The 19,716-nt window shown below is 42.2% G+C and carries 25 protein-coding genes; 6 read left to right on the top strand and 19 right to left on the bottom strand.

Annotated elements, in window-relative coordinates; all coding sequences use genetic code 11:
* Positions 1-125: 125 nt before the first annotated feature.
* Positions 126-1,148, bottom strand: coding sequence for a DNA polymerase III subunit delta (gene holA, locus J7I80_RS15870; RefSeq protein WP_214739327.1), 1,023 nt, complete (start codon positions 1,146-1,148; stop codon positions 126-128).
* 352 nt (positions 1,149-1,500) lie between these two features.
* On the opposite strand from holA, the gene J7I80_RS15865 reads away from it, so the two are divergent.
* Positions 1,501-1,635 (top strand): YqzM family protein, encoded by a 135-nt coding sequence (locus J7I80_RS15865; RefSeq protein WP_023627242.1) that lies wholly within the window; start codon positions 1,501-1,503, stop codon positions 1,633-1,635.
* A 106-nt stretch (positions 1,636-1,741) separates the two neighbouring features.
* On the opposite strand, the gene J7I80_RS15860 is transcribed toward J7I80_RS15865, so the two are convergent.
* From J7I80_RS15860 to J7I80_RS15850, 3 genes are all read right to left on the bottom strand, one after another.
* Positions 1,742-4,087 carry a DNA internalization-related competence protein ComEC/Rec2 gene (locus J7I80_RS15860; RefSeq protein WP_214739325.1) on the bottom strand — a complete coding sequence of 782 codons (2,346 nt, stop codon included), beginning with the start codon at positions 4,085-4,087 and terminating at the stop codon, positions 1,742-1,744.
* Between the two features lie 22 nt (positions 4,088-4,109).
* Positions 4,110-4,523, bottom strand: coding sequence for a deoxycytidylate deaminase (locus tag J7I80_RS15855; protein WP_214739323.1), 414 nt, complete (start codon positions 4,521-4,523; stop codon positions 4,110-4,112).
* A gap of 107 nt (positions 4,524-4,630) precedes the next feature.
* Positions 4,631-5,248: a helix-hairpin-helix domain-containing protein gene (locus tag J7I80_RS15850; RefSeq protein WP_214739321.1), complete on the bottom strand. Its 618-nt coding sequence runs from the start codon at positions 5,246-5,248 to the stop codon at positions 4,631-4,633.
* 88 nt (positions 5,249-5,336) lie between these two features.
* Here J7I80_RS15850 and comER point away from each other — a divergent pair, with 88 nt between their 5' ends.
* Positions 5,337-6,158 carry a late competence protein ComER gene (gene comER, locus J7I80_RS15845; RefSeq protein WP_214739318.1) on the top strand — a complete coding sequence of 274 codons (822 nt, stop codon included), beginning with the start codon at positions 5,337-5,339 and terminating at the stop codon, positions 6,156-6,158.
* A 91-nt stretch (positions 6,159-6,249) separates the two neighbouring features.
* Here comER and J7I80_RS15840 read toward each other — a convergent pair whose 3' ends face one another.
* From J7I80_RS15840 to J7I80_RS15805, 8 genes are all read right to left on the bottom strand, one after another.
* Entirely contained in the window at positions 6,250-6,996 is a 747-nt protein-coding gene (locus J7I80_RS15840; protein WP_214739316.1) for a class I SAM-dependent DNA methyltransferase, read from the bottom strand.
* On the bottom strand, positions 6,996-7,349 hold the full coding sequence (gene rsfS / locus J7I80_RS15835) for a ribosome silencing factor (protein WP_192470822.1): 354 nt from the start codon (positions 7,347-7,349) through the stop codon (positions 6,996-6,998). The genes J7I80_RS15840 and rsfS overlap by 1 nt, the downstream gene beginning before the upstream one ends.
* Before the next feature lie 4 nt (positions 7,350-7,353).
* Positions 7,354-7,920, bottom strand: coding sequence for a bis(5'-nucleosyl)-tetraphosphatase (symmetrical) YqeK (gene yqeK, locus J7I80_RS15830; RefSeq protein ID WP_214739314.1), 567 nt, complete (start codon positions 7,918-7,920; stop codon positions 7,354-7,356).
* The gene (locus J7I80_RS15825; RefSeq protein ID WP_214739312.1) at positions 7,910-8,479 is read right to left on the bottom strand and encodes a nicotinate-nucleotide adenylyltransferase; all 570 of its coding nucleotides are present in this window, start codon (positions 8,477-8,479) and stop codon (positions 7,910-7,912) included. Before J7I80_RS15825 ends, yqeK begins: the two co-directional genes overlap by 11 nt.
* Before the next feature lie 18 nt (positions 8,480-8,497).
* Positions 8,498-8,791, bottom strand: coding sequence for a ribosome assembly RNA-binding protein YhbY (yhbY, locus tag J7I80_RS15820; protein WP_192470819.1), 294 nt, complete (start codon positions 8,789-8,791; stop codon positions 8,498-8,500).
* A 3-nt stretch (positions 8,792-8,794) separates the two neighbouring features.
* Positions 8,795-9,625 (bottom strand): shikimate dehydrogenase, encoded by an 831-nt coding sequence (gene aroE / locus J7I80_RS15815; protein ID WP_214739310.1) that lies wholly within the window; start codon positions 9,623-9,625, stop codon positions 8,795-8,797.
* A 66-nt stretch (positions 9,626-9,691) separates the two neighbouring features.
* The gene (gene yqeH, locus J7I80_RS15810) at positions 9,692-10,795 is read right to left on the bottom strand and encodes a ribosome biogenesis GTPase YqeH (RefSeq protein WP_214739308.1); all 1,104 of its coding nucleotides are present in this window, start codon (positions 10,793-10,795) and stop codon (positions 9,692-9,694) included.
* A 3-nt stretch (positions 10,796-10,798) separates the two neighbouring features.
* Positions 10,799-11,314, bottom strand: a complete 516-nt coding sequence (locus J7I80_RS15805) for a YqeG family HAD IIIA-type phosphatase (protein ID WP_214739305.1) — start codon at positions 11,312-11,314, stop codon at positions 10,799-10,801.
* A gap of 426 nt (positions 11,315-11,740) precedes the next feature.
* Between J7I80_RS15805 and sda the strand changes: the two genes are divergently transcribed.
* The gene (gene sda, locus J7I80_RS15800) at positions 11,741-11,881 is read left to right on the top strand and encodes a sporulation histidine kinase inhibitor Sda (RefSeq protein WP_102265137.1); all 141 of its coding nucleotides are present in this window, start codon (positions 11,741-11,743) and stop codon (positions 11,879-11,881) included.
* A gap of 97 nt (positions 11,882-11,978) precedes the next feature.
* Here the strand turns inward: sda and J7I80_RS15795 are convergent, their stop codons facing one another.
* Positions 11,979-12,770 (bottom strand): phosphatidylserine decarboxylase, encoded by a 792-nt coding sequence (locus J7I80_RS15795; RefSeq protein WP_214739303.1) that lies wholly within the window; start codon positions 12,768-12,770, stop codon positions 11,979-11,981.
* 190 nt (positions 12,771-12,960) lie between these two features.
* On the opposite strand from J7I80_RS15795, the gene pssA reads away from it, so the two are divergent.
* Positions 12,961-13,500, top strand: a complete 540-nt coding sequence (gene pssA, locus J7I80_RS15790; protein WP_214739302.1) for a CDP-diacylglycerol--serine O-phosphatidyltransferase — start codon at positions 12,961-12,963, stop codon at positions 13,498-13,500.
* A gap of 111 nt (positions 13,501-13,611) precedes the next feature.
* Here the strand turns inward: pssA and J7I80_RS15785 are convergent, their stop codons facing one another.
* Together J7I80_RS15785 and J7I80_RS15780 are read right to left on the bottom strand one after the other, a co-directional pair.
* Positions 13,612-15,393, bottom strand: coding sequence for a M3 family oligoendopeptidase (locus J7I80_RS15785; protein ID WP_214739300.1), 1,782 nt, complete (start codon positions 15,391-15,393; stop codon positions 13,612-13,614).
* Positions 15,394-15,618: 225 nt separating this feature from the next.
* Positions 15,619-15,765 carry a hypothetical protein gene (locus J7I80_RS15780; RefSeq protein WP_170029993.1) on the bottom strand — a complete coding sequence of 49 codons (147 nt, stop codon included), beginning with the start codon at positions 15,763-15,765 and terminating at the stop codon, positions 15,619-15,621.
* A 177-nt stretch (positions 15,766-15,942) separates the two neighbouring features.
* Here J7I80_RS15780 and J7I80_RS15775 point away from each other — a divergent pair, with 177 nt between their 5' ends.
* Positions 15,943-16,614 carry a response regulator transcription factor gene (locus J7I80_RS15775; RefSeq protein ID WP_214739298.1) on the top strand — a complete coding sequence of 224 codons (672 nt, stop codon included), beginning with the start codon at positions 15,943-15,945 and terminating at the stop codon, positions 16,612-16,614.
* Between the two features lie 90 nt (positions 16,615-16,704).
* Positions 16,705-17,061, top strand: a complete 357-nt coding sequence (locus J7I80_RS15770; protein WP_214739296.1) for a group I truncated hemoglobin — start codon at positions 16,705-16,707, stop codon at positions 17,059-17,061.
* A gap of 36 nt (positions 17,062-17,097) precedes the next feature.
* On the opposite strand, the gene J7I80_RS15765 is transcribed toward J7I80_RS15770, so the two are convergent.
* From J7I80_RS15765 to J7I80_RS15750, 4 genes are all read right to left on the bottom strand, one after another.
* Positions 17,098-17,658, bottom strand: a complete 561-nt coding sequence (locus J7I80_RS15765) for a helical membrane plugin domain-containing protein (RefSeq protein WP_214739294.1) — start codon at positions 17,656-17,658, stop codon at positions 17,098-17,100.
* A 14-nt stretch (positions 17,659-17,672) separates the two neighbouring features.
* Positions 17,673-18,809, bottom strand: a complete 1,137-nt coding sequence (locus J7I80_RS15760) for an NAD(P)/FAD-dependent oxidoreductase (protein ID WP_214739292.1) — start codon at positions 18,807-18,809, stop codon at positions 17,673-17,675.
* A gap of 63 nt (positions 18,810-18,872) precedes the next feature.
* On the bottom strand, positions 18,873-19,112 hold the full coding sequence (locus J7I80_RS15755) for a sulfurtransferase TusA family protein (protein WP_023627220.1): 240 nt from the start codon (positions 19,110-19,112) through the stop codon (positions 18,873-18,875).
* Between the two features lie 121 nt (positions 19,113-19,233).
* The gene (locus J7I80_RS15750; protein WP_041965171.1) at positions 19,234-19,635 is read right to left on the bottom strand and encodes a DsrE/DsrF/DrsH-like family protein; all 402 of its coding nucleotides are present in this window, start codon (positions 19,633-19,635) and stop codon (positions 19,234-19,236) included.
* Positions 19,636-19,716: the final 81 nt, after the last annotated feature.

The raw sequence follows: 19,716 nt of genomic DNA, 5'->3' as shown, positions 1-19,716 counted from the left end.
GCATTTTGCTGGTTTGCATGCTCTTTTCTCATTAGAAGCGTCAACTTTACGAAGATATACAGGTAAACCAATCCAATCTTGTATTCAATAACAACCAAATCTGAGAAAAGAGCCTATGTAAATAATCATTTCCTGCCATTGATCTGGAACAAAATCATTTCAATCAGCATTTCTTTTTTCATGCCGCCGGTTTTCATCTGGTAATCAGCGCCTGCCAGAAGCTTCATAATCCTGGTCAATTCCTCATCAGAAAATGCACCTGCCTGTCCGGCTGCCAGTTTTACCCTAAACGGATGGATCTTCAAAGCCCCTGCGATCTGCTGCTGCCCATAACCCTTTCGAGCCAGCTCCTTCACCTGATAAATCAGCCTGAATTGGCCCGTAATCACGGCCAGAATCTTAATCGGTTCCTCGTTTTGTTTTAACAGATCATAATAAATCCTCAAGGCAGACTCAACATTTCGGTGGACAACCTTGTCGACGAGTGAGAATATATTCTGTTCCAACGATCTTGCAGTCAGACGATCGACAATCTCCCTGCTGATTGGCTGGTTTTCTCCGGCATAAAGTGCCAATTTATCAATTTCAGAAGTCAGCATGAACAAATTCGTCCCTGCAAGCGTCAATAGAAGCTCGATTGCATCGCTATTGATCACAGCTCCATTTGCCTCAGCGCGTTCTTTTACCCAGGCTTTTGTTTCTTGTTCACTCAGCTTCTTGGCTTCTATGACCGTTGCTTTCCGCTTTAACTCCTTCGTTACCTTCTTTCGTTCATCCAGTTTTTCGTATGGGGCAGAGAAAACAACGATTGAATAGGGCGCAGGCTGGGAAAGATATTCCTCCAGCTTCGCTAAGTTATGTTCGACCTTACTTTTCGACTTTTCCGAAGTCAAAAACACTGGATTTTGCAGGATGACCAATCTTTTTTCTCCCATAAACGGGAAAGTTTCAGCATCTTCCAGCGCTGCCTCAATTGGCGTTTCTTCTAAGTCGTAAACTGAGAAATTAAAATCTTTTTCTTCTTCATTCAATACATGGTCCACAAGCATCTGCTTTGTTTCATTTATCAGGAAGCTTTCTGTTCCAAACATTAAGTAAACAGGGTCAACCTGTTTTTTGCTGATTTTTTTCCAAATGTCCAATACCACTTTTTTCGCTCCGTTCAATCCAGTTTTGCCATATATCTATCGTAAAGAAGCTTGGACATTTTGACAAGCATTCTAAGGGAATTGACCCCAGGTCCGGGCCAATTCCCCTATTTATATTGAACGCTGAGATATAAGGCCTAGGATACTTAAATCTCAGCGGTGCATCGAAGTTAAGATTATTTTAGCCGCAGGCGGGAAAAGTATTTGTGACAACTCTTGGTACATGGCACAAAATAGAGGAAAGCCTGCAGAATTGTTCTTATCTCTTCATTTCGAATGCTAAGCAGACAAACACTGGATTTTTTAATTTGAATCGCTTATACTATTATAGAATTAATAGGGGGGATTGACTGTGAATCAATTCGAAGAAAATGTCCAAAGCAATCGTAATGACGCTGTTGACTCAGGTGTTGGATTCATCGTTTCTTTTGGATTCTTTGCAACAATGTTCATTATTGCGACAGTCGTGCAGTTAATCGGGAGTTAATCACGGCTACATAGGATAAACTTTTGGAGACTGCATTTACTTAAATGCAGTCTCTTTTCATGTTTCGTGATTATCAGGGGAGAAAACTTTTTGTTCCTGCTATATACTATGGAAATTGAGTCGTAAACGTTCCTGAATTGCCTGTAAACTTATAAATGATGGCGCCATCTTTATCGGTCCTGAAAATCAGGATGCCACGCTCTTCTAACCTTTTGATGACTTCCTCACCAGGATGCCCATACCTATTTTTCTCTCCAACGGAAATGACTGCAAAGTCCGGGTTTGTCCTCTCCAGGAAAAGATCCGAACTGGAATATTTGCTGCCATGATGCCCTACCTTCAAAACGTCGATGTCAAAATCAGTGATTTTCCGGGCCATTGCGTTTTCTCCTTCAATGCCCAGATCGCCTGTAAAAAGCCATTTCTTTCCTCCAATTGCTGCTTGAAGAACAATTGACTGGTCGTTTCGATCTCCCATGCTTTCACTGGGGTTAAGAATCAAGAAATCTCCTTGGGCAGTTTTCCATCCAGTGCCCATCCCTGCTAAATACACATCTATACCTTTCTCCCTGGCAATATTAATTATACTTTGCTCTAAATCAGATCGGTCCGATATACGCGGTATGATCAGCTGCTTTACCCCTATTTCCTCCAATATAGCATTAGCTCCCCCTATATGGTCCGCGTCTCCGTGGGTTAAAATCATTTTGTCCAAAGTCCTGATCCCTTCACTTTTTAAAAATGGAACGACAATTTTTTTACCGGGGTCAAAAGAACTTCCCCTCTGCTGCCAGTTTTCCTTTTCAAAAGGCATGACACCGCCTGTATCGATAAGGTAATTTCCCTGATTATATGGCATCTTAATGAAAATGCTGTCACCCTGACCGACATCCAGGAATACAATCTGCCCATAAGGGTTCAAATAGGGCAAGACGCCTTGGATTAAAAGCGGTATAACCGGAATTGCAAAAATCCAGAGAGGTGGCTTTAATTTTTTCATCACAAATCCTTCCCAAATGAAAAAAAAGAATGGAATCAAAATGATTAGCAAAATCTGCAAAATTGGTTCCAGCTTACCGATTATGATTGTCGACACCGGAAGCTTTGATAATTGAATGGCCACAAAATTCACCAGGTGGATAAGATTCTCCAGAAGGTTTAAGAAGAATACAGGCAGCTCTCCCAAAATTGACAAAATAATATAGGATAATAACAAAATCGGCAGCAGAACAAATGAGAATAGCGGCACAAAAAGGAGATTGGCGAAAATCGAAATCGCAGAAACTTCATAAAAGGCGGCAAGGATGACCGGAAGACTTGAGAGCTGGGCTATAAAAGAAGCCCCGGCTGTTTGTTTTAGAAATGATGATGAGGATTTGAGTATAACCGGTGCTGAAATGATAAGGGAGAAGCTGACAGCGAAAGAAAGCTGAAATCCGGCATCAAATACAATGAGGGGCTGGAAGAGCACCATGATCATGAAGGCTGCCGATACTGCGTCGAGCGGAGTCATTCGCAGCGCTAAACGCCTTGAGCCGATCAGCATCATTAACATGGCTGCCGCCCTGACAACAGGCGGAGCAAGGCCGGTCATAATAGAATAAATTGGCAGGAATATCATTAGCAGTATTTCCGTTTTTTCCTTCGTCACTCCCACCCTGATTAAAATGAAATAAATCATACCTGTAAGCAACCCAACATGAAGGCCGGAGATCGCCAGTAAATGCACGATTCCGATTTTCTGATATGAACGTTCTGTTTCGGGATTGAAGAGAATCCTTTCACCAAATATCAACGCTGCTGTTAGAGCAGAGGTTTCCTCAGGCATGGAATATTTGATCCTGGCAATTTCTCTATGCCTGAAAGCTTTTAGTGCTGTTATAATACCTGTTTGTTGAGAGCAGGTTTCCAGTGAAAGTGTATCGACATTTAAAATCCAGGAAATTTTGTTTCGTTGAAGATACTGATTGTAATCAAACGCATTGGGATTTCGCGCAGGTGATGGACGATTAAGGGTCCCTGAAGCTTGACAGTATATCCCGGGGATGAGGAGTTCTTGAATTGATTGTTGTTCCGTTAATGACTTGATTTTATATCTTACGGAAAGCCTTTCATGGGTGGGCATTGCTAGAGCGTAAGCAAAAAGGAGGTCGCCATCCACTTGGATTTCATCATCAAAAAAAATGAGGAAGCCTTTTTCCCTGCCGGTAAATTGTGTTTCAAATTGAACGGAATCAAAGTATCCTGCAGCTAAAAATAAGAAATAGCAGACGGTCATCAACATCAGATGGGTAGCAGGAAGTTTTTCCAACTTTCTTAACAGGATGATGCCGAACAGAAACAATGCCATGTATGCGAGCTGTTTTTCAGTGATTGTCAGCAGACCCAATAAGGAGACAGCCGCCAAGAAAAACAGCTGCCCTTTCATTGGCCCAAATCGAATTGGCTTCATATTTTTTTAGTCCTTAATCTCATTATTTAGATAAGTGGACAACCTCTACATCCCTTAAGAACAGTTCATTATACTTGTTAGGATAGGCGCTGCGGTACACGATCCTTGAAACCCCTGATTGCGCAAGTGTCTTGGAGCATTTTTCGCAAGGCTCATGAGTCACAAAGGCTGTTGCACCCTTTAGAAGACCTCTGTCTGCATGGATGACTGCGTTCTCTTCCGCGTGCAGGGTCCTGATGCATCTTCCTTGCTCGTTGATCAGGCAGCCGACGTCCTCACAGTGGTCATGCCCATGTATAGAACCGTTGTAGCCAGTTGACACAATGTGCTTGTCCTTTACAATGACACACCCAACATGCAGCCTCGGGCAGGTAGAGCGCGTGCCTACTTCTTCTGCGATATCCAAAAAGTATTGATCCCAACTCTTTCGTTCCATGCTGTTTTCCCCCTTCAAAGACTCAAAATATGTAAAGGCATTATTAATAAGCCCTTTCCCTGTCTCTAATTTTAATACTTATCATCAAAGAGTCAATTTCCATGCAGTTACTTAACTGAAATCAGGTCCTTCAGTTTTTCGAATGTTTTATCCCCTATCCCGCTGATTTCCTTTAAGTCTTCGATTGATTTGAACGGACCGTTGGTTTCCCGGTGCTTAATAATTGCGTCTGCTTTTGCAGGTCCTATCCCGGGTAAAGTCTGCAGATCGCTGGATTCGGCAGAATTAAGGTTTACTGTCCCTTTCCCTGCACTCTCCTCCAACTGGGCTGGCAAAACTGCCTTAACCTCCTCGCCGATCCTCGGTATGTATATCGCCATTTCATCATGGACATACAGCGCAAAATTGATGGCAGCCGTATCAGCATCCTGTTCAAGGCCTCCAGCCAGTTCGATCAGGTCAATTACCCTTCCCCCTTCATTGATCTGATAGACGCCCGGATTGACGACAGCTCCTTTGATATCAGCCATCATCGGTTTTGCTTCTTCATCGACTATGGTTTTGTTGTTTTCAATTGTGTCAGTTTCTTCGTTGACAGCCACAGCCAAAGCTTTTTCATTCATTTCGGTCATCTCTGCTTCTTTATCGAAGGAGGAATAGAGAAAAAATAATAAAGCGCTCATTCCTGCTATAATATAGATTTTGTTTTCCTTGATCCAGTCCATTAAATGTCAACACCTTTCTATATGTCATAAACTGAAATTTGAAATCATATGGATATAGGAGAATAAATGTGTGAAGGAGGGAAGGGTTATGAAAATAGGGATTATAGGCACAGGGAATATGGGGAGAATTCTCGCCGAAGCTCTCATTGATGGGAATGCCGTTTCCCCTTCTTCAATGATGATTACAAACAGGACCTTATCAAAAGCGATAGAGATTCAAAAAATATATCCAGGCTTATCAGTTGGAAAGAATGCTGCAGAAGTTGCTGAATACGCTGACGTCATTTTCGTCTGCGTGAAGCCTCATCATGTTTTGGGAGTCCTCGAGACCATTAATCCTGTGCTTACAAGGGATAAATGCGTAATCTCGATAACAAGCCCAATCAGTGTGGAACAAATTGAAAGCATTGTGGATTGTTCTGTCATGAGAATAATACCAAGCATCACGAACAGGGCGCTGGCCGGTGTTTCACTATTCTCATTTGGAACCCGATGCAAGACAGAATGGAGGGAAGCACTGTTTACCCTATTTAAAAAGGTTTCTGTTCCTCTGGAGATCGAGGAGAATATTACAAGAGTGGCGTCCGATATTGTCAGCTGCGGTCCAGCATTCTTCAGTCATCTCGTGCAGAGTTTTATCAATGCAGCTGTCAAGGAAACGGAAATTGACCAGGAAACTGCCACCAAGCTTTCAAGTGAGATGCTAATCGGTTTAGGAGAACTTCTGAGCCAAAATCATTATACTTTACAAACATTGCAGGAAAAGGTTTGCGTTAAAGGCGGTATAACAGGAGAAGGAATCAAGGTATTGGAAAGTGAAACGGGAGATATGTTTGAACAACTGTTTCAAGCCACACATAAAAAATTCGCAAAAGAACTGGAGAAAACGAAGGAACAATTCGGTCCTTAAAAGATTTCTCTGTCGGTCTTAATAATCCTCCTATATAAATGTGACAAATTTAGTACAGAAAGGCTCCCGAAGAATCGGGAGCCTTTTAAATTCACTTCTTGATCATAGCAATAAACAATCGCTCAGCTGTTGGCTCGGGGGCTTTCATAGAGTAGTCCCCGGTGACCTCGATACTCGCAAAGCCTGCCTGTTCCAGCCATTTCACATAAGAATTCTCTGGATATGTACGCTGGTAATGAGCTTCATCGACTCGGTCATATTTACCTGATGATTCATCACGGACGAAGAAAGTGAGCTCATGTTCAACACTGTGCGCACCTTCTCCTTTGAAGCTATTCCAAATATAAGTGATGTCTTCATCATCCCAGGTAAATGTCGCGTCGGCAAAAATTTGTTCCATTTTATAGACAGAATGGACATCAAACAGAAATAAGCCCCCTTTTTTCAAGAGGCGGTGCACCCCTTCAAGGGTCTGCCGGACTGCCTGTTCATCCTCCAAATAATTCAGGGAATCACAAAAGATGCCAATGATATCAAATTCACCTAATTCATCAAGTTCCGTCATGTCCTGCTGGAAAAATTGAATTGGCAATGACATCTCCTGAGCTTTTGCCTGGGCTACTGAGAGCATATCCGTTGATAAATCCGCGCCGGTGACATCAAAGCCTTTTTGCGCAAATCTTACAGATAGCTCCCCGGTGCCGCATGCGAGATCGAGGAGCTTCATTCCGTTCACTTGAAATTTCTCTTTGTATGCCTCTACTATTGAAACCCATTCATCATAGGGAACGTCCTGCATAAGCTCATCATACAAATAAGCGAAACGTTCGTAAGACATTAATTCAACTCACTCTGTACGTTTTCGATCGGAGCATCTCCCCATAGGCGCTCGAGATTATAGTAGCTTCGCTCTTCTCTGTGGAAGACATGGACAACCACATCACCGATATCAATCAGCACCCATCTTGCTTCATCAAAACCTTCCATCCTCTTCAGGCTATGTCCCTGTTCTTCAGCCTTCTCCCTGATTTCTCGGGCAATCGCCTGTACCTGCTTATCAGAATTCCCGTGGCAAATGATGAAATAATCGGCTATCAATGATATGCCTTTCATGTTCAGTACCATAATATCTTCTGCTCTTTTATCATCCGCTGCTTTTACCGCTGTCATTAATAATTCGCGATCACTCATTAAATCAACCTCCTGAATTTTGTACGATGTTGTTGTATGCATTGAAAGTATCCGGAAAGACCGGCTGGTTTTTCTTCATTAAAAATTGAATGGTATTTTTCATCGATTGGACCAATGCAATGTCCAAATCATCTTCTGCCATCTTCCTGACTTCGTCCACTCCAGGAAAATGACGGCCTGGTTCAATATAATCAGCCAGATAGATGACCTTATCAAGAAGCGTCATACCAATCCTTCCTGATGTATGATACCGGATTGCATCAAGGATTTCCTTGTCATTGATGCCCGCTTCTTTTTCTGCAAGATACGCTCCTACTGGCGCATGCCAGAGTTCACTGTTAAACTCGAGCAGGATTGCCGGCATTTTTTGTTCCTCGATGATCTGCCTCATTTCATCCTTTGGGCGAAATTTAGCGTAATCATGAAAAATAGCAGCCAGTTCCGCTTTCTTTGTATCTGCTCCATATTTCCCGGCAAGCTTGATGGCTGTCTCCATCACGCCAAGAGTATGCTGGTAACGGTGTTCAGTTAGTTGCGGCTTCACAATCTGAAGTGCTTGTTCACGTTCCATATAAGCCATGCTCCTCTATATAAACCCTGACAGAATCGGGCAGCAGATAGCGAATGCTCTTTCCACCCTTTACTCTTTCTCTAATCATACTTGATGAAATGTCCATTTGCGGTGTTTCTGCATAAAGAATATCGTAAGAGGTTTCTGTACTGTAAGAAGGTCTGCTGACACCGACAAACTTGACCATTTTCACTAATTCATCAATTTTATGCCATTTTGGCAGATATTCAACCATGTCTCCGCCAATGATAAAATGAAAGTCAATTTCTTTATACATATCTTTTAATATTTTCATCGTTTCATACGTGTAAGATGGACCACTTCTGTCGAGCTCTGCTTTTTCAACCCTGAATTGCTGGTTATCAGCTACGGCAAGATCGAGCATAGCCAGCCTGTCTGATTGGCTGATTGGCTCATCCACTGTTTTATGAGGCGGCACCTGATTCGGCATGAACCAAACCTCATCCAGCCCATAGGCATGCAGCACTTCATTTGCAATCACTAAATGTCCGGTATGCGGCGGGTTGAAGGTTCCGCCTAAAATGCCAACCTTTTTCAAACAGGCACCTCCCAGTAATTATCTTGGAAGAACGATTTGCTTATTTTCTCGGGACTCTTTATATAAAACAATTGTATTGCCGATTACCTGGACAAGCTCTGCTTTGGCACCGCGGGAAAGCTGTTCAGCCACAGTGTCCCTGTCCTCATCACAGTTCTGCAGGATGCTAACCTTGATCAATTCTCTCGCTTCAAGCACATCTGCGATTTGCTTGACCATATTTTCATTTACCCCACCTTTTCCAACTTGAAAAATCGGAGTGAGATGATGGGCTTTCGATCTTAAAAAACGTTTTTGCTTACCTGTTAACATATGTTAACCTCCTAAATTTCTTAAAACATTCATTTCCATTCTATAAACGTCAGGAAAAATCCCTGTCCATTTTTCAAAAGCCAGCGCTCCCTGGAAAACAAACATTCCTACACCATTCTGGATTTCAGCTCCCTTTTTGGAAGCTTCTTTTAAAAACTCTGTTTGCAATGGATTATAAATTATATCACTAACTATCGTATTTTGGGCTATGTTTTCAGGAGACAGCGGCAAACTTTTTGTATCTGGCACCATACCTATAGAAGTTGTCTGTATGATCAGCTGGTATTCAGCCAGTGATTTTTCAGCTTCTTTGCGGCCAAGAACATTTGTATTCACCTTGAAAGGGCAGGATGCTGCAAGTTCCTCAGCTTTTTCAGGTGTGCGATTATAAAGGTCTATTCGCTCAACTCCTGCCTGGGCCATCGAAAAGTAAATCGCCCTCGAAGCTCCACCTGCACCAATAATCAAAGCTGATCTTGAACCAAGATCAGCAGCCATATATTCAAGCCCTTTAACAAAGCCAGGACCATCCGTATTATAGCCTACCAGAAGGCCATTTTCGTTTTTGACAGTGTTGACCGCTCCTATTGCTTTTGCCAGTGGATCAACTTTATCAAGGTGCGCCATGATCTCTGTTTTATGCGGAATGGTTACATTGAATCCGTTCACACCCAGCGCTTTCAAACCTTTTACAGCATCTGCCAGATTCCCTTTGCTTACATGGAAAGGCAGGTAAACAGCATCGATTCCATAAAGCCCGAATAAATCATTGTGCATGGCAGGAGACATCGAATGCGCAATAGGATCACCGATGACACCGAACAATTTTTTCAATTCCTCTCCCGCCCTTTCTATTTAAGTTGGATCGCGTAACATTTTAATGACGGCCATTACATGGCTCTAAATAAGTGACCTTCTCAGCATAACATGAACGCCTTTAGGGACGTGCGCGGCGATTTTGGCGCCTGCGTCATTGACCGTTACCCAGCCAAGCCCCGAAAAAACAACATCCGTTTTTGCTTCCTTGATGGTGAACTCATGACGGACAAGTTCAGGGAATTCATCCATCTGCTCACGGCGCGGCGGTGTCAGCAGCTCACCAGCATGATTCTTATACAGCTCATCCGCCTTTTCAAGCTTAGTCCGGTGTATGTCGATTTCATTCGGCACATAACAGGAGAAGGATCTCCTGCCGCCGGATATATAATCAAAACGGGCCAGACCGCCAAAAAACAGGGTTTGCTGTTCATTTAACTGGTATACCTTCGGCTTGATCTCTTTTTTAGGTGTAATGAACTTTAAATCACGCTTATCCACGTAGTGCGCCATCTGATGATGGTTTATGATACCTGGTGTATCAACAATCGCTTTACCATCCTCTAGCGGAATTTCTATCATATCAAGGGTAGTTCCCGGAAAGTGAGAAGTCGTGATGATATCTCCTTCCCCTGTCACTTCCTTGATGATCCTGTTAATAAACGTAGATTTCCCTACATTTGTACAGCCTACAATATAAACATCCTTGCCATTGCGATATTCATCTATTGCCGCAGCAGCTTCCCTGATATTATATCCTTTTGCAGCACTGACGAGGGATACATCAATCGGATTGAGCCCCAGTTCCCTGGATTCCTTCTTCATCCAGTCAATCAATTTCCGCTGCTTGACCGATTTAGGAACAAGATCGGCCTTATTGCCAATCAGTAATACTGGGTTTTTTCCGGCAAAACGCTGGATTCCTGGCAGCCAGCTCCCATTGAAGTCGAAAATATCAACAATCTTGACAATCAGGGCATCCTTGCTGCCCAGTTCATTCAATATTTTTAAAAAGTCGTCATCCGTCAGGCTAACATCCTGAATTTCATTATAATTTTTCAAACGGAAGCATCTCTGGCAGACGACAACCTCTTTTTCCAATGAAGATGCCGGGGCATATCCCAATTCCTCTGGTTTCTCCGTCTGTATTTTTACTCCACAACCTGTACAGTTAAATTGCTCACTCAAATCTTAGTCCTCCCAATTAAGCTTTCCTTGTTTCCTGAACCAATTTAAAATTCTTCTTTCTACTTTCCTGTTGAACCTGGTCACAAACCCATCCGTCTGTGCAACCGGAACAACGAGAATCGTATGAAAACCGCTTCTGTTTCCGCCAAGTACATCGGTTAAAAGCTGGTCACCAATCACGACAGTTTCTTCTTTGCGTAACCCCATTTGTTTTAATGCTTTATTAAATGCACGGGTCATTGGTTTTCTAGCCTGAAAGATAAACGGTATTTGCAAGGGATCCGAAAATGCCCTGACTCTTTTTTCATTATTGTTCGAGACAATCGTTACGAGAATTTCATGTTTCCTCATATTATCAAACCACTCGATAAGCTTTGGGGTCGCACTCGGTCGGTCCCATTCAACGAGTGTATTGTCGAGATCTGTTATGATGCCCTTTACGCCCTTTTCCTTTAAGCTCTCAGGCTGGATTTCAAATATACTTTTCACATGCTGGTCCGGCAAAAAATGCTTTAGCAATTTCATTACACCTCATTAAATAAATTCCTATCATACCGTTAACATCATACCCAATTTTATCCTCGTATTCAAAACAAACATATAAATAGATTAGAAATAAAGAATTTAACCCGCTAAAGGTCGACAAAAACACTATCTATTCGCCAGTATTCAAAATCTTTTAAAAAAATCTCAAAAAACTTTTCGACAAAATCCAACCATTTCCAGTCCTGTGGATAACCTTATACACAAAATACACATTGATTTTATTAATAATTTCCCATTTATAAACAAATTAATCACAGGTTATCCACTGCCGTTTGTGGATAATTAGAACAGTTGTTCTCTAAGTTTCATTCTGATAAAGTAAGGGTAGAACAAAACAACTTACAATTATATGCAATTCGCATCTGTTTTAGAAGATCCTTTTGGGGGTGAATGACTGGAATGCGTAAACTGTCGGACGAGCTGTTGATCGAGTCATATTTTAAAGCAAGAGAGTTGAATTTAAGCTACGAGTTTATTCGTTTGATTGAAACCGAAATACACCGGCGTTCATTATCTAACCGAATTAAAGCCTCATCCTGACAGCCCCTAAAAGGGCTTTTTTTTTGCAATTTTAGCAGCCGTATACATTAATATTTTAAATGGCTAAAGGCACAGATTCATTCTGTGCCCTCGCCTTTTAGTCTTGTCCTTTTTTTAATGTGCCTATTTTCTCTCCATACTTAATATGATAGGGAGGCGTGATTTCCGGCAGCAGATCAATGGAATTTTTCTCGAACAATAAGACTACAGTTGAACCAAAGGTGAAGTATGCCATTTGTTGACCTTTCTCCAGCTTCTGCCCGTCGTGGGTTGTTTCAATCGAATTGACGAACATGGCGCCTACTTTGATTACAGCTGCCATACCCGCTTCATGTTTGATTTCAGTTATCTTCCGATAGTTTTTAGACAATGGATAGTTTCCATATTTCAATCCCATTTTATTAACAGGGTGAGACTTCTTTCCCAATGTCCACTGATTAACGACCTCACCAGTCACTGGGCTATGAATTTGATGGTAATGGCTCGGGCTAAGGTAAAAAATCATATAAGTTCCCTGCTCATACCTGGCCATCGCTTCGTCATTACCGAGCATTTCGGATATAGAATAGACCTTCCCTTTTACCGTGATCGTATGATCAGCATCAATTTGGCCCACTTCTTCGATTACCGAATCTACTGGACTAACTACTGAAAGAGAATCCTGATCTATCTTCCTTGAGCCCTCTTTCAGGTTCCGGATGAAAAATTGATGGAGACTTTCATACTCCCCAATCGGCTTTTCCATTTCCTCCTGGTTGATATTATACGTTTTAGCAAAGGAAGAAATAATCCTTTTGCTGCTTTTGGATTTTGCGAATTTATGAAGAATGGCTGAAGTCCACTTCCCATTTGTCAATTCGATGAGCAGACGATATATAGATTGTAACAATGCTATTACCTCCGATAATTATCTATGCGCTTGCACCGAATAGATTGTTTGTTTTGCTTAAATTGATTAAAATTTCCGAAAAGTATTATAAAGAAATCTTTACGAAAAAGCATAATGAGCTTAGAATTATATATTATTATATAATAACCCAATGTGCCAGTTCCCTTTTCTGATTATGAGGAGTGAAAATATGTTTTTGCATGATGTACTTGACACTACTGTTAAGAAAGTAAAATCCCAGACAGCCAATCTACTGACACTGACCAATCTTTCTTTAGGCGGATTCGCGATTATCTTTGCCATCAATGGCAACCTGAATTTAAGCCTTTTACTGATTTTCATAGCTGCCCTGGCTGACCGTTTTGATGGCATGGTCGCAAGAAAGCTCAATATCGAATCCGATCTTGGAAAACAGTTGGATTCCATGAGTGATATTATATCATTCGGGGTCGCGCCTGCACTATTAATCTATCAGGGAATTTTATCCGATTTTGGTGCTCCCGGAGCTTTCTTCATCGTTTTCTATATAGGCTGCGGTGCCTTCCGCCTGGCACGATTCAATATCACCGAGAATACCGGGTATTTCACAGGATTGCCGATTACAGCAGCAGGAGTGCTGGCAACACTGAGCTTCCTGGCCATCCCCCTTCTTCCACCGCAGACATTCCTGTTCATTATGATGACCCTCAGCCTGCTGATGGTCAGTCCCTTCAACCTGAAAAAAGTATAAAAACCCAGCCTGACAAAGGCTGGGTTTTTGTATGTTTTATAGCTTTAGACGCGATTCCTCTCAAAAAGGCTATATCAATTGCCAGTTTGGAAATCTGCTCAGGCAGCAAAATTACTCCTCAATCAGAGCCATAAACTCCTCGACATCCTCCACACACATACGGACAGCTTTTTCCCAGAAATCCTTTTTCGTGAGATCGACGTTCAGGTGTTTTTGTGCCAGGTCCTCGACCGTCATGGAAGCAGAGTCCTTCAACAGAGCGATATATTTTTCTTCATATCCCTTGCCTTCTTCCTGGGCCATCGCATAAATGCCAAGAGAGAATAAGTAACCGAATGTATACGGGAAGTTATAAAACGGTACTCCAGTGATAAAGAAGTGCAGCTTTGAAGCCCAGAATAATGGGTGATACTGATCCAGCGCGCCGCCGTATGCTTCTGTCTGTGCATTTTCCATCAATTCACCCAGTCTTTCTGCAGTGACAACTCCTTGCTTGCGTTCTTCGTAGAATTTTGTCTCAAACAGGAACCTCGAATGAATATTCATTAAAAGTGCAACAGAACGCTGGATTTTATCCTCCAACAGACTGAGTTTCTCTTCTTTTGTTTTTGCGTTTTTGACAGATGCATCAGAAACAATCATTTCTGCAAAAGTAGAGGCAGTTTCGGCAACGTTCATCGCATAATTACGATTCAGCAAGTGTAAATCCCTCATCGCATATGTGTGGAATCCATGTCCAAGCTCATGTGCAAGTGTAGAAACATTTGATGGAGTTCCTGAGTAAGTCATGAAAATACGGGATTGGCTGCTCTCAGGGAAGAAGGTATGGAATCCGCCTGGAGCCTTTCCAGGGCGATCCTCCGCCTCAATCCAGTTGTTTTCAAATGCCATCTTAGCAAAGTCTGCCTTCTCCTTGCCAAATTGCTCAAAATTCTCGATGATAAACTCTGCGCCTTCCTGATAGGACATTTTAGACTCGGTACCGCCAATCGGGGCATCTAAATCATACCAGCTCAGCTTTTCAAGTCCAAGAAGCTTTGCTTTCCGATTCAGGAATTGAACAAATGGCTCCTTATTGTCGGAAATGACCTCCCACATGGCATCAAGTGTTTCTTTTTTCATCCGGTTAATATCAAGCGGCTCTTTCAATACATCTTCCCAGCCGCGAAGTTTATAGACATTCAAACGAAAGCCTGCAAGATGGTTAAGAGTTTTTGCAAAGGCGTCCTCATTCTCTCCCCAGGCTTTTTCCCATTGAGCAAAAATTCCCTTACGGACAGAGCGGTCAGCATCGGAAAGCTTATTGGCTGCCTGGCCGACAGATAAACTTTCCTCTTTATAATTGATTTTCGTATTTCCAACAAGTAGGTCATACATCTGGCCCCAGCTATGGTATCCGTCTACACTCAAGGCATTGATTGCGGATTCTTCTTTTTCGGAAAGTTTTTCCGCAGCACGCTCGCGTCGCTCTGTCAGTACAAAACGCAGCTCCTGCAGCAATCCTTCCTGGACAAGCTCCTCCCAAATACTTTCAGAAAAGCTGGATAGCTTCTGGTCAAAGATCGTCAGCGCTGTTTGCAATGAAGCACTCAGTTCTGTGACTGCCGATTTTAATTGTCCGGCTTTTTTATCAGCAGTATTCTGAGCATGCAAACAGCTTACAAAAGCCCCAGCCTGCCTTACCTTCCTGGCTGCTCCATCAAACATTTCAACAAGACTCGCAAGCCTTTCTCCCTCGCTTTTCTTGTCGGCTGGCTGCCAGTTCTCAACTTCCTTCTTAAAACTTGCGATATCTTTACCTGCAGACTTAAGGTGCTCAGCAAATGCGGGTGAATCACTTCCCCCTTCAAAAAACACGTCTAAGTCCCAAACTTCAGAGTATGTATTGGACATTGAATAGTACCCCCTTTTTTTTCTATTATATTATTATAATGTTATTTTTCTAAAATTTCTATTTTTTCAAATGTTTTTCAAGATATGATTCTAAAGGATGCTGCAGAAAATGTGTTTATGCTTATGAACCTGATTAAAAATTAAATTATTCGTAGGGAGATAATGAAAGCAAGAATCAAAATAATAAAGGCTTACCCTTGATTGCAGGATAAACCTTTCTGCCTTCTATCCGTAGAAGTACCACCAGCCGCCAAAGATCAGGACTATGACTAGCAGGATGATGAACAGTGCAAACCATACACCACTTCCGCCGTAATATCCCGGATAACCCCCATAAGGTGCACCGTATGGTGGATAGTAACCGTAAGGCATACTTTCACACTCCTTTTCTATATCCTATTATTACTTTATGGGATTCTGTCCATTTTGGTTTGGGCTTTTGGCTAACCTTTTCAAAAATGTTATGTAAAACTCGTTATACGTGCACAGTTTTTCCAAACTTTTAGGGTAGGATTAACCTAACAATTATATTTTCAAGGAGTTTTTTATATGGCTACGATTTTGTTAGTAGACGATGAAACACGAATGCTTGATTTGCTTGCACTGTATTTAACACCATTAGGATATAACTGCATAAAAAAAACTTCAGGCAGTGAAGCCATCAGCTTTCTCGAGGACGACAACGCTGATCTCGTGTTGCTTGATGTCATGATGCCTGAGATGGATGGCTGGGAGACATGCAATGAAATTCGCAAACATTGGGATATTCCCGTCATCATGCTTACTGCCAGGAGTGAAAAGCCTGACATTGTCCGAGGCTTGAAAATTGGAGCTGATGATTATATCACCAAACCGTTCGATGAAGGTGAATTAGTTGCTAGGATTGAGGCAGTGCTGCGGAGACAAACTGCCCAAAGTCCCCTTCTCTCTTTCAATGGTTTAAAACTTAATATAGATTCCTATGATGTACAGTTTAACGGAACTTTAATTCCGCTAACCCCAAAGGAATTTGCCCTGCTCAGCCTTTTCCTGCAAAACGTCAACAAGGTCTTTACAAGGGAACACCTAATTACCACAATATGGGGATATGGTGTTGATACAGAAGACCGTACGATCGATTCACATGTAAGGAACCTTAGAGATAAACTTCGGAAATCCGGTTTTGCCGCGGACAATCATTTGTCTACCGTTTGGGGTGTAGGGTATAAGTGGACTGATTGATTGAATTTTTGCTATAAATGGTTTCATTCATAACCCTTTGGATAAAGAGAGATAATAGTGACGTTAACTTTTAGTCAGGAGGAATATAGAATGGAAACATTATACGATCGTCTGGGCGGACAGGCTGCCATTTCAAAAGTAGTGGATGTATTTTACGAAAAGGTACTGGCTGATGAAACAGTCAACAAGTTTTTCGAGGAAACGGACATGGAAAAACAGCGCCGGCACCAATCATTGTTCATAAGCTGGGCATTAGGCGGTCCTAACCAATATTCCGGAAGAAGCATGGAACTTGCGCATAAAGGCATGAATCTTAATGATGAGCATTTTGGAGCCATCGCCAATCATCTTGCAGCAAGCCTGAGGGAATTCAATGTATCGGAAGAAGACATCAATCAAGTTCTGGCAAAGCTGACAGAAATGAAAAATGATATTCTCTATAAATAAGAAGAAGAAAGGAGAAGGGAAATCCCCTCTCCTTTTCTATTTATTCAATTGTCGAGGCAGATTTTGCAGGAAAGAAATCATCAAGGTCATGCCTTCCCTGGTTTCTTTCTGTGTAACTGCCTTCATCAGCTGCATGGACGACAACGGTTCTTTATCCTTTGTTTGCTCTTGAGCATCATGGAACGCAGTGAGCATACCGTCTACCAAGTCAATAGCACCAAGCTGGACGAAGGAGTCTGCAAGTTCTACACCTTTGATTGCCTTCTCGGCCATCTCCGTCACCATCGGACCAGTCATCGCACCCTTCATGGCAGCTGCCATATCTGCAAGCTGCATCAAGGATTTCAAGACGCCTGTTTCTTCCATGCGTTTTACTTCCATTAAAGTACGCTCCAGGTTTTCTGCCACCTCAGGAAGGGCCTTTAATAGGGAAAGTGTTTCAGGCTGAAGCAGATCATCAGCCATCTCGACCATCTTTACGCCTGTTTCGGCAATCGTCGAGACCATTTCACCGGTTACCGCATTCATGGCTGCATCGGTGAAACTGACGAGTTTATGTTGTTCTTTTTGTTGAGCTTGAGGTGTTTCTGTAGCCATCTCAACCACCCCTTCTATAAAATCCCTTTGGCATTTAACCAGTAAAGCTCATTGTATACAGCTTTGAACCAGTGCAGCAGGTCAGAAGTTTCTGCAGGCTGCGGCGGGTTGTTGTAATCAAATGTAATCATGCTCGCATCTTCAAGACTGTTTTCAAGGAAGCAAGCGACCTTGCCATTGTATACAGCAGTTTCCGGACGTCCTGTCAGTCTGCTGATGATGTTGGCAACAAGTGATTCAGACTGGTAGTGCGCTGTTGATCCAGCTTTGCTGATTGGAAGATTCGTAGCATCACCAATTACATATACATCATCCTGGCCAATCATTTTCAATGTTGAACGGTTTGTCGGAATGAAGCCTGATTCATCGCCGATGCCAGAATCAATCACTGCTTTTGCTCCTGTATGTGCAGGAATCGTGATGAGCATATCATACTCGTGTTCCGAGCCGTCCATTGTAATCGCGACTTTGCGCTTTGGATCCACTTCTTCAAGATTGAAGAATGTCTCGTATTTGATATCGCGCTTTTCGAATTGAGGAAGTCCCCATTCTGCAACTGGAACCAATGAATGGATACGGCCGATAGGATAAGCGTATTTGATTTCGATGTCCTTGCGGCGGCCATTCTTGCGGTAATAATCATCCAGCATCAATGCCAGCTCAAGTGGTGCAGCAGGACATTTATGCGGCACATCGATGGTGATCAGGATTTTTCCTTTTTCCATCGCTGCCAGATCATCACGCAGGCGTTCAGCGCCATCAAGCGTATAGAAATTGTGCGCTCCTTCTCTTAAACCAGGCACGCTGTCGAGGTCAGGATGTGATCCAGTTGCGATGACAAGGTAGTCATACTGGTACTGCTTCTTGCCTTTGACCGTCTTCTTCTCGACATCGATTTTTTCTACATCATCGTATACGAGGTCCACATGACGATGAACGAGTGCTTCCTGTTTTCTAATGAAGTGCTCAGATGGCTTTTCATTGAAAGCGATGAATAAGTATCCTGGCTGGTAGATATGCTTTTCTGTATTGGAAATCAAAGTGATTTCGACTTCACGCTTCTTGATTTCTTCCCCAAGCTGGCGGGCTAGTCTGTTTGCGACCATTGTACCCGCGCTGCCGGCACCAAGAATAACAATTTTCTTTGTCATTTGGTCCACACCTCTTTACTGGATTCTTTGATGAAGGCTGTTATCTGAACAAACAGCGATCGATTACTTAACCTTTTTAACTGCGATTTTGAATTCATCGCCTTCATTTTCAAGGTAGGCAATTTCGTGGCCCATTTTGTTTACCCATTCAGGAATATCGACTGCTGAACCTTTATCAGTTGAAAGAACTTCTACAACATCGCCAACTTGAGCTGTCTTGATTCCTTTTACCAATTCCATTAAAGGACCTGGGCAATATGCTCCTCTTGCATCGATTGATTTAGTTACTTGTACTTCACTCATGATTTTTTCCTCCTGTATAGTTAAGTTCTATGTTAAAATTAGAAAAGATTTTTTATTTTTGCATGAAGGGGAAAAGGTTGAAAGGCCTGCACGCCGTACCACTTTTTCCTGCTTCTGCAGCTTACATTGTAATTACTGTTGCTCCTTGAGTCATTCCAAGGAATTTTGTAACCCCAATTACTCCATCGAATACATCAATCATGTCTTCTTCTTGCCAATCCATGATGTCCATCGCCAATGCGCAGCCGTAAATATTAAGTTCTCCCATGTCCTTTCCTTCTTGTAAAAGTGAATCAAATAATGGGATCTTTTTAGCCAGCATTTCCTTTCCGATTGTACCAGTAATGAAATCAGTAGTTTCAAAGCTGTCTTTGCGGAAAGATTTCAAAGCGTTCATTGTGACGAAAACATTCACAGTCATGCCTGACATTGATGCAACTGATCCGACCAATGCACCAGCATGCAGTTTCTCAAGATCTTCTGATAATAAAATAACGGCTAAAGATGGAGCTTGTTGTTCCATAATTTATTTCCTCCTAATAAATTCGAATGATTTACCTTACACCTGAATTATACCTATACCCCTATGTCTATGTCTGTTTCT

The sequence above is a fragment of the Bacillus sp. ISL-41 genome, from assembly GCF_018613235.1.
GTDB lineage: Bacteria > Bacillota > Bacilli > Bacillales > Cytobacillaceae > Mesobacillus.
The sequence above is the reverse complement of the archived record's forward strand: the minus strand, read 5'-3'. Positions and strand labels throughout refer to the sequence as shown.

What these genes read in the sequence shown, in the direction of transcription:
- yhbY (WP_192470819.1), bottom strand. Translation starts at nt 8,791, where the DNA reads ATGTTAACAGGTAAGCAAAAACGTTTTTTAAGATCGAAAGCCCATCAT.
- J7I80_RS15755 (WP_023627220.1), bottom strand. Translation starts at nt 19,112, where the DNA reads ATGAGTGAAGTACAAGTAACTAAATCAATCGATGCAAGAGGAGCATAT.
- J7I80_RS15770 (WP_214739296.1), top strand. Translation starts at nt 16,705, where the DNA reads ATGGAAACATTATACGATCGTCTGGGCGGACAGGCTGCCATTTCAAAA.
- comER (WP_214739318.1), top strand. Translation starts at nt 5,337, where the DNA reads ATGAAAATAGGGATTATAGGCACAGGGAATATGGGGAGAATTCTCGCC.
- J7I80_RS15775 (WP_214739298.1), top strand. Translation starts at nt 15,943, where the DNA reads ATGGCTACGATTTTGTTAGTAGACGATGAAACACGAATGCTTGATTTG.
- J7I80_RS15750 (WP_041965171.1), bottom strand. Translation starts at nt 19,635, where the DNA reads ATGGAACAACAAGCTCCATCTTTAGCCGTTATTTTATTATCAGAAGAT.
- pssA (WP_214739302.1), top strand. Translation starts at nt 12,961, where the DNA reads ATGTTTTTGCATGATGTACTTGACACTACTGTTAAGAAAGTAAAATCC.
- yqeK (WP_214739314.1), bottom strand. Translation starts at nt 7,920, where the DNA reads ATGGAACGTGAACAAGCACTTCAGATTGTGAAGCCGCAACTAACTGAA.
- J7I80_RS15765 (WP_214739294.1), bottom strand. Translation starts at nt 17,658, where the DNA reads ATGGCTACAGAAACACCTCAAGCTCAACAAAAAGAACAACATAAACTC.
- rsfS (WP_192470822.1), bottom strand. Translation starts at nt 7,349, where the DNA reads ATGAGTGATCGCGAATTATTAATGACAGCGGTAAAAGCAGCGGATGAT.
- J7I80_RS15860 (WP_214739325.1), bottom strand. Translation starts at nt 4,087, where the DNA reads ATGAAGCCAATTCGATTTGGGCCAATGAAAGGGCAGCTGTTTTTCTTG.
- J7I80_RS15840 (WP_214739316.1), bottom strand. Translation starts at nt 6,996, where the DNA reads ATGTCTTACGAACGTTTCGCTTATTTGTATGATGAGCTTATGCAGGAC.
- J7I80_RS15785 (WP_214739300.1), bottom strand. Translation starts at nt 15,393, where the DNA reads ATGTCCAATACATACTCTGAAGTTTGGGACTTAGACGTGTTTTTTGAA.
- J7I80_RS15760 (WP_214739292.1), bottom strand. Translation starts at nt 18,809, where the DNA reads ATGACAAAGAAAATTGTTATTCTTGGTGCCGGCAGCGCGGGTACAATG.
- J7I80_RS15855 (WP_214739323.1), bottom strand. Translation starts at nt 4,523, where the DNA reads ATGGAACGAAAGAGTTGGGATCAATACTTTTTGGATATCGCAGAAGAA.
- J7I80_RS15780 (WP_170029993.1), bottom strand. Translation starts at nt 15,765, where the DNA reads ATGCCTTACGGTTACTATCCACCATACGGTGCACCTTATGGGGGTTAT.
- J7I80_RS15850 (WP_214739321.1), bottom strand. Translation starts at nt 5,248, where the DNA reads ATGGACTGGATCAAGGAAAACAAAATCTATATTATAGCAGGAATGAGC.
- sda (WP_102265137.1), top strand. Translation starts at nt 11,741, where the DNA reads ATGCGTAAACTGTCGGACGAGCTGTTGATCGAGTCATATTTTAAAGCA.